This is a genomic window from Pseudoalteromonas sp. GW168-MNA-CIBAN-0100, assembly GCF_040309225.1.
GTDB classification, from domain to species: domain Bacteria; phylum Pseudomonadota; class Gammaproteobacteria; order Enterobacterales; family Alteromonadaceae; genus Pseudoalteromonas; species Pseudoalteromonas arctica.
The window spans coordinates 1-249 of the sequence record NZ_JBEOOL010000871.1; the positions used below are offsets into that span (position 1 = coordinate 1).

Sequence of the window (249 nt, forward strand, 5' to 3'; positions counted from 1 at the left end):
TCAGCAATACCGCCCATACCTGCTCCACCAATACCACTAACGTGAATGGTTTCTATTCGGCGCATTGCAGGGCGTGTGTGTTTTTCTTGTACTGACGTTTCTTTCACTGATTTTCTCTTATTTGTTACTTGCTCACAGTGCGTTGCTACGCTTGCTGTGGCATCTAAAATGGCTTGTTTTTTTGAATTTGTAGCCATTTCAGTAATTAATGAAGGTTGGGCTAAATACGGGCTTAATAGTTCAACAATT

At 41.0% G+C, this 249-nt stretch carries 1 pseudogene; it reads right to left on the reverse strand.

The window, feature by feature from the left end:
* Positions 1-113 precede the first annotated feature (113 nt).
* Positions 114-249, reverse strand: a pseudogene (gene murG / locus AAEY62_RS23790) (undecaprenyldiphospho-muramoylpentapeptide beta-N-acetylglucosaminyltransferase); the annotation flags it as partial.